The sequence below is a fragment of the Gemmata algarum genome (assembly GCF_034097035.1).
GTDB classification, from domain to species: Bacteria; Planctomycetota; Planctomycetia; order Gemmatales; family Gemmataceae; genus Gemmata; species Gemmata algarum.
This window is the reverse complement of the sequence record NZ_JAXBLV010000198.1, coordinates 47,872-54,395: the sequence shown is the minus strand read 5'-3', so window position 1 is coordinate 54,395 and position 6,524 is coordinate 47,872. Positions and strand designations below refer to the sequence as shown.

The following is a 6,524-nucleotide window of genomic DNA, read 5'->3' as shown; positions in this document are numbered from 1 at the left end:
ACGTTCACCTTCTCGAACGGCTGGACCTTCACGGGCTTCACGACCAAGCCGCTGCGGATGGCGGACGCGGACACCCACACCCGCTTCGCCTCGCCGTCCACCATGCAGAGCACCTTTTGCAGGTTCGGCTTGAACTTGCGGCGGCTCGTGCCGAGGATCTTCTTACCGACGCCGCCCAAGTACTTCGCCTTACCGCGGTACTTCTTGCGGTTCCCGAAGACCGCCTTCTTCCCGGTGAAAATGCACGTCTTGGCCATGGCCGTTGATCCCAGTTACCTCGGCCCGGGGACCGGGACCGAACGCGAAATCGAAAATCTTACTATAGCGGTCGCTCCGACAGTGGCAAGGATTCCGGCCGGTTGATATACCGTGCCCGCGTCCATCTCCGGGAGGAACCGATGCCGGAATCCGAGTCGCCCCAGGTCGTGCGGGACCGGCGCAGTCTGTTCGTTGCGGTGGCGGTCGTGTGCTTGGCCCTCCCGAGCGCGGCCTTTCTCGTCTCCGTCGCCCCGGGCGGCGACCGCACCGACCAGCTCCTCTGGTTCGCCGGCACGGCGGTCGCGGGGGCGGCGCTTCCGTTCCTGTACTGGAACCCGTACCGGGCTCTCGGGTTCGTTCCCCTTGCCGCGCTGGCATGGCTCGCGGCGGCGGCCCACGGCGTGTACTGGCACGAGTGGCCCGGTTGGGCGCACGGGCTGCCGCTGGGCCTGATCGTGGGGGCCTGCGCCAGGGGGCAGCGCGGGAAGCAACCGGCGGCCGAAACCGCCCTCCTCGCCGGCGCGGTGCTCGCCGGCGTGGGCGTGCTGCGCGCGTTCGACCTGCGCGGCCGGCCGTACGACGTGATGGAATGGTTCGCACTCGTGGCCGCGGTCGCGCTCGTGATGTGGTCGTGGGCGCGGCTGTTCCGCCCCGCGTTCGAGGTGTCGCTGGAGCCGGCGTGCTGGCTCGCGTACCGCATCCGGTGGCACGGACCGGGGTTCGCCCGGTTCCCCCGAACGGGGCCGTGTCTGGTGATCGCGAACCACGCCTGCTGGCTCGACCCCATCTTTCTTGTGAAGGTGCTGCCCCGGCCGCTCACCCCGATGATGACCTCTGGGTTCTACGACCTGCCGGTCATCCGCACCCTGATGATCAAGTTCGGCGTGATCCGCGTTCCGGACCGCGCGCTGAAAAAGGAGGCGCCCGAGCTCCAGGAGGCGATCGCGGCCCTCGACCGCGGCGAGTGCGTGGTGATCTTCCCGGAGGGGTACTTGCGCCGGTCGAGCGACCGGGAGCTGCGCCGGTTCGGCCAGGGGGTGTGGAAGATCCTGAAGGAGCGCCCGAACACGCCGGTGTTCGCCGCGTGGATCGAGGGCGGTTGGGGCAGCTACACCTCGCACTCGAACGGGCCGCCGACCCGGAACAAGAGACCGGACGTCCGGCGCCGCATCAGTGTAGGGATGCTCGCCGCGGTGACGGTTCCGCCGGTGGTGCTCGAAGGGCACCTCCGGACGCGCACGCACTTGATGAATCTGGTCAGCGCGGCCCGGGGCCACGCGGGGTTGGAGCCCCTCGCGCCGTTCGATCTGCCGGCAAAAACGGAAGAAGCGGAAGCAGAAGGGGACGTGTGACGGGCGCTGCGCTAGAAACGTCGGGCGCCCCGGCCGTGCGGCCGGGGTCCGCCTGAAGGTTGAACGTGCCGCTCACGCCGAGGTCGGGCGGCTGCTGCGGAACGCCTGCATCACTTCGTACAGGTCGGTGCTCACGACCACCTCGTCGTCGAGGAAGTCCTTGAGCCAGATGAAGTTCATGCGCTGGGCCATCGCCATAACGGGTAACAGGTCGCCGAGCCGCACGCGGACATCGGGCTCGGTGCTGGAGGTAGTTTCTTCTGGCTCGGGAGTGTAAAGCTTGAGTCGGCTTGCCATGTCATCCTCCGTGGCGAGAGAGCACGGTTCCGGTCCCCCCGTAGGTCGCACAGGTTCCCCAACCCGCACGACCCGCGCCGGCGATCCGAGCAGATTCTCGCCTGTTTAATCGGCCAGTGAATGCGGGCAACTTCAGCGCGACCTGCGAAGGGCGGCGGATTGAGTGCCCGAGTAGATAAGATGTACCGGGGCGCGCGCCCGCGCCATCTCCGTAGGTGGAAATATGTACCATGCCGATCACGTTCGCGGTCCTCGGTAGCGGTGGGTGGGGGACGGCCGTCGCGTGCCTGCTGGCCCAGCACCCGGACCACCGGGTGAGGCTGTGGAGCGCGCACCCGGAGCGCGCGGCGCTGCTGAACGCGGCCCGCGAGAACGCGCGGCTCCTGCCCGGTGTGAAGTTCCCCGACGCGCTCCGCGTCGAGTTCGATGTGGCGTCCGCCGTCGCGGGTGCGGACTGCTGGGTCAGCGCGATCCCGACGGCCTACTTACGGGCCACGCTGCACCGGTTCTCGGGGCTGTGCGGCCCCGACGTTCCGGTGGTGAGCCTGACCAAGGGGCTCGAGGTCGCAACCTTTCGCCGCCCGTCGGAGATCATCTCCGAGGTGCTGGGCACCGAGAAGGTGGCGGTGCTGAGCGGCCCGAGCCACGCGGAAGAGGTGGCGCGGGGGATGCCCACGTCGCTGGCGGTCGCCGCGCCCGACGGCGGGTTCGCGATGTGGGTCCAGCAGCGGTTCGGCACGGACCGGTTCCGGGTGTACACGAACAACGACCTGATCGGCGTCGAACTGGCCGGCGCCCTGAAGAACGTGATCGGGATCGCGGCCGGCGTGTGCGACGGGCTCGGGTTCGGGGACAACGCGAAGGCCGCGATGCTCACCCGCGGGCTGGTCGAGATGACGCGGTTCGGGGTGGCCCACGGCGCCGAGCCCGCGACCTTCTCGGGCCTGACCGGGATCGGCGACCTGATGACGACGTGCTTCAGCCCCCACGGGCGGAACCGGCGGGTGGGGTACCGGCTCGGTCAGGGCGAGGCGCTCGCCGAGGTGCTGGCCGGCCCGCAGGTCGCGGAGGGGGTGCTCACCGCGAAAAGCGTTCACGAGCGGGCCACGCGGAGCGGCATCGAGGCCCCGATCATGACCGGGGTGTACGAGGTGCTGCACAACGGCAAGCCGCCGCTGGCGGCGGTGCAAGACCTCCTGTCGCGGAGCCTGAAGCACGAGCGCGGGTGACCGGCCCGCTCCACGGAGCCGGCCAAACTACGGGGACGTTCGAGATGCTATCGATCGCGTTCAAGGAGTGGGCGGTGATCTGCGAAGCGCTCGCGGCGGGGCGCCAGGCGGTGATCCTGCGGAAGGGGGGCATTTCCGAAGAGAACGGCGAGTTCCGCCCGGAGCACGCCGAGTTCCTGCTCTACCCCACGTACTTCCACGAGCACCGCACCGGCATCAAGCCGGCGTTCCTGCCGCTCCTCGAACGCGCCGAGGCCGCCAGGCCCAAGGCCGGCACGGTTCGCTTCACCCACTTCGTAAAGGTCGAGTCCGTTGCGCACGTCGCCGATCTGGAGTCGGCCCTCGCGCTCGATGCTCAGCACGCCTGGACGCCCGACGTGGTGAAGCAGCGGTTCAACTACCGCACGCCGGGGCTGTACGTGCTGAGCGTTCGCGCGTTCAAACTCGCGCAGCCGGCGGAAGTGTTCGAGAGCCCCGAGTACGCGGGGTGCAAGACGTGGGTGCAACTCGACGCGCCGGTGAGCACCGAAGGGGCCGAACCGGTGGTGCTGGAGCGCGGGCCTCTGGCCCGCTGACGCGAGCCACCTGTTGTTGTTTCGCGAGCGATCGCAAAGCGGCACGCAATGCGAACCGGCGGGCCAGAGGCCCGCGCTCCAGGGCCGTTACCCCACAGTAATCATCGCCCGGTGCGCGTCCGGGATCAGCAGTACGGTGCCGCTGCCGGTGTCGATCAGCCGCTGCGCCTCGGACCGCGTGTAAATCGGCGTGCAGAACAGCTCTTCCGCAACGTCGTCGGGGTAGCCGCTCGCGAGGAACAGGCTCGCCGACCTCGCGGCGTACGCCCACAAGCTCGCCGCGGCCCAGTCGCTCGGCTTCTCGTGGGCGAGCAGCTTCTTGGCCCCGGCCGGCCCTTCCAGCGTGCGGAGCAGCTCGGCCCCGGGGCCGAGTTCGGGAGCGGCGGTCGTTAGCAGCGCAATCCGCCCGCCCTTCTTGACCGCCCGGGCCGCGGTCGCGGCCGCCTGGGCCAGATCCAGAAACGTGATCGTGTCGGGCTCGCCGCCCACGGCCGCGATCACCGTGTCCACCTCTTCCGAAACGGCGCCGCGCCAGCGGGCGTCCTGCTGGCGGATGCCCTCGGCCCCGCTCTCGAACAGCCCCCCGACCACGGCGTGAACGGTTCCGGCTTCGCCTTCGATCACCTGAACGAAGAACGGCGCGCCGAGCAGCCACGCGACCTCCGCGGCCTCGGTCTCGCGGCCCCCGTCGGGCGCGGCGGACGAGAACCGGTCCGCGAGCGCGGCGAGCGTTTCGGCGTTCGAAAGCGCCGGGAACAGTGCCGCTTCGGCGCCCGCGTACCCGGCGTGCGGGTCGTACCGGCGGCCGGCCAGCACGACCACGAAATCCGCCTCCGCGACGCGCCGGTTGAGGTACACCCGCCGGCCGCCCTTCGTGGTCGCCACGTACATGAGTTTCTGCACGTCGGCGGGGTCGTGCGTCTCCGCGGTGATGTCCTCGAACGCCTCGGGCAGGTCGTCGATCCACGCCTGCGGCGCCCCGGGCGGCGACACGACCGTGACCGCGGCGGGCGGTACGCCGGCGGAGCCGATGTGCGTGAGCACTTCCGCCAGCATTTCCGTGAGGTGCGGCAGGCGCGGGTCGATCACGACGGCCACGTGATCGTCGGGGGTGAGCGCCCGGCGGAGCGGCTCGAACCGGAACGGCTTCTCGAGCGCCGTGCGCACCAGTTCCGCGGCGCCCGCGGGGGGGGCGGTAATGAGGGCGCGGCGCACGTGAACCGCGCGGTCCGCGGGTACGGTCAGGGGCCACGGTTCGGAACCGACGACGAGCGCGTTCGTTTCGGACATGAGCGTTCCTCGGTGCAGGCGCATCCGTGCATTCTACGGGCCGGGGCCAATCCGTTATTCACGCGGGCAACCCCGATAAACCTCCGGGCGTGCGCGGCGCGCGTCCGAAGCCGTTCGAGGGCTCTGAGCCGGTCCTTGGCGGGGCCGGCCGTGGCTCGCGGCATCACCCGTAAGTCCCGGACACCCGTGCCGGGGCGCCACGTTCACAGGTGCCCGGGACCAGGAGCGACGCCCCGGATTGCCCTTCGCGCCGGCTGGCGCTGGCGTTATGTGCCCGTCACTCATGGCCCGTTTCCGGCCCGGGAGGCTTCAGCATGACGCGGTTCACGGTGTTCGCTCTTGCGTTCTTGGGCGCGGTGCCGGTGCTGGCGCAGCCGCCCGCCCCCGCCGCGCCGCGGTTCAAGTGGGAGGCCGGGAAGGTTCACACGTACCGCGTCATCCAGCAGACGGTCGTGAAGGAAACGGTGCTGGACGAGAAGAGCGAAAAGCCGGTGGCGACGGAGGCCAAGACGAGCCTCGTTCTCGTGCGCAAGTGGGCCGTGAAAGACGTGGACAAGCAGGGCGTTGCGACGCTCGAAATGAGCATCGCGGAGATGAAGCAGGAGTTCCGCCAGCCGGACGGGACCACCACGACCACCGACTCCGCGAAGCCCGAGGACGCGAAGGCGATGGCCGAGTACCTCAACAAGCCGATCGTCACGATCCGCATTGATACTCAGGGCAAGCTGGTCGAAGTGAAGGAGGCGAAGGGCGGGGCCGCGGCGCGGCTGCAAGCGGAGCTGCCGTTCCGCTTGGTGCTGCCCGACGCCGCCCCCGAGGCGGGCAAAACCTGGGACCGCCCGTTCGCGTTCAAGCTCGACCCGCCCGCCGGCACCGGCGAGAGCTACGACTTCACCCAGAAGTACACCAACAAGGGTGCGAAGGACGGCTACCTGATCGTGGGCGTGGAAACGGCGCTGAAGGCCCCGCCGAAGACCACCGGCGAGCAAGTGCCGCTCGTCCCGATGCTCTGGACCGGTGACGTGTACTTCAACACGGGTGCTGGCAAGTATCAGGCGTCGCGCCTCAGCGCGAAGGCCGAACTCGCCAACCACCAGGGCGAGGGCACCAAGTTCGTGTACGAGAGCACCTACGCCGAAGACTGCCTGGACAAGTGACCTGCGAACACCCGCACATTCACGAACCGCCGGCCGCAAGGTCGGCGGTTCGGCGTTTACGCACGCGGTTACACGGATATTGTCACAGCTCGGACGGCATTCTTGCGCCGTGGGCCGAAGAGTTTTTGACAGGATAAACAGGATTGGAGATTGAAGACACCAATGCGCTTTCTGAGGCCAGTGTGACTCTGGCTCGGAGTGTGGCCCGCTCGCTCCGCGAGCGGTCGCGCCGCCGCTCAAGTTTGCTGCGGAAAGCGGATCAGAGGCTCGAAGCACCCGGGGAGCGAGCGGGCCACATTCTGGTCTGAGTCTTGAATCCGGTCGGTCCTGTTTATCCTGTCAAACATTTTTCTTCCTACCGGGCCG

At 69.0% G+C, this 6,524-nt stretch carries 7 protein-coding genes; 4 read left to right on the top strand and 3 right to left on the bottom strand.

The features are described from left to right. The coding region (gene rpmB, locus R5W23_RS21370; protein ID WP_261190035.1) for a 50S ribosomal protein L28 at positions 1-257 on the bottom strand (257 nt) is incomplete at its 3' end. Between the two features lie 141 nt (positions 258-398). Between rpmB and R5W23_RS21365 the strand changes: the two genes are divergently transcribed. Next, entirely contained in the window at positions 399-1,610 is a 1,212-nt protein-coding gene (locus R5W23_RS21365) for a lysophospholipid acyltransferase family protein (RefSeq protein WP_320688032.1), read from the top strand. A 72-nt stretch (positions 1,611-1,682) separates the two neighbouring features. Here R5W23_RS21365 and R5W23_RS21360 read toward each other — a convergent pair whose 3' ends face one another. Then, positions 1,683-1,907: a hypothetical protein gene (locus R5W23_RS21360; protein ID WP_261190037.1), complete on the bottom strand. Its 225-nt coding sequence runs from the start codon at positions 1,905-1,907 to the stop codon at positions 1,683-1,685. 230 nt (positions 1,908-2,137) lie between these two features. Here R5W23_RS21360 and R5W23_RS21355 point away from each other — a divergent pair, with 230 nt between their 5' ends. Beyond that, positions 2,138-3,136 (top strand): NAD(P)H-dependent glycerol-3-phosphate dehydrogenase, encoded by a 999-nt coding sequence (locus R5W23_RS21355; RefSeq protein ID WP_320688031.1) that lies wholly within the window; start codon positions 2,138-2,140, stop codon positions 3,134-3,136. A gap of 44 nt (positions 3,137-3,180) precedes the next feature. Then, entirely contained in the window at positions 3,181-3,711 is a 531-nt protein-coding gene (locus R5W23_RS21350) for a DUF1802 family protein (RefSeq protein WP_320688030.1), read from the top strand. 87 nt (positions 3,712-3,798) lie between these two features. Here the strand turns inward: R5W23_RS21350 and R5W23_RS21345 are convergent, their stop codons facing one another. Beyond that, the gene (locus tag R5W23_RS21345) at positions 3,799-5,001 is read right to left on the bottom strand and encodes a lactate racemase domain-containing protein (protein WP_320688029.1); all 1,203 of its coding nucleotides are present in this window, start codon (positions 4,999-5,001) and stop codon (positions 3,799-3,801) included. Positions 5,002-5,315: 314 nt separating this feature from the next. Here R5W23_RS21345 and R5W23_RS21340 point away from each other — a divergent pair, with 314 nt between their 5' ends. After that, entirely contained in the window at positions 5,316-6,158 is an 843-nt protein-coding gene (locus R5W23_RS21340) for a hypothetical protein (protein ID WP_261190041.1), read from the top strand. Positions 6,159-6,524: the final 366 nt, after the last annotated feature.

Bases quoted from the DNA above. Each gene is read 5' to 3' on its own strand.
- R5W23_RS21345 (WP_320688029.1), bottom strand. From the start codon at position 5,001: ATGTCCGAAACGAACGCGCTCGTCGTCGGTTCCGAACCGTGGCCCCTG.
- R5W23_RS21350 (WP_320688030.1), top strand. From the start codon at position 3,181: ATGCTATCGATCGCGTTCAAGGAGTGGGCGGTGATCTGCGAAGCGCTC.
- R5W23_RS21360 (WP_261190037.1), bottom strand. From the start codon at position 1,907: ATGGCAAGCCGACTCAAGCTTTACACTCCCGAGCCAGAAGAAACTACC.
- R5W23_RS21365 (WP_320688032.1), top strand. From the start codon at position 399: ATGCCGGAATCCGAGTCGCCCCAGGTCGTGCGGGACCGGCGCAGTCTG.
- R5W23_RS21340 (WP_261190041.1), top strand. From the start codon at position 5,316: ATGACGCGGTTCACGGTGTTCGCTCTTGCGTTCTTGGGCGCGGTGCCG.
- R5W23_RS21355 (WP_320688031.1), top strand. From the start codon at position 2,138: ATGCCGATCACGTTCGCGGTCCTCGGTAGCGGTGGGTGGGGGACGGCC.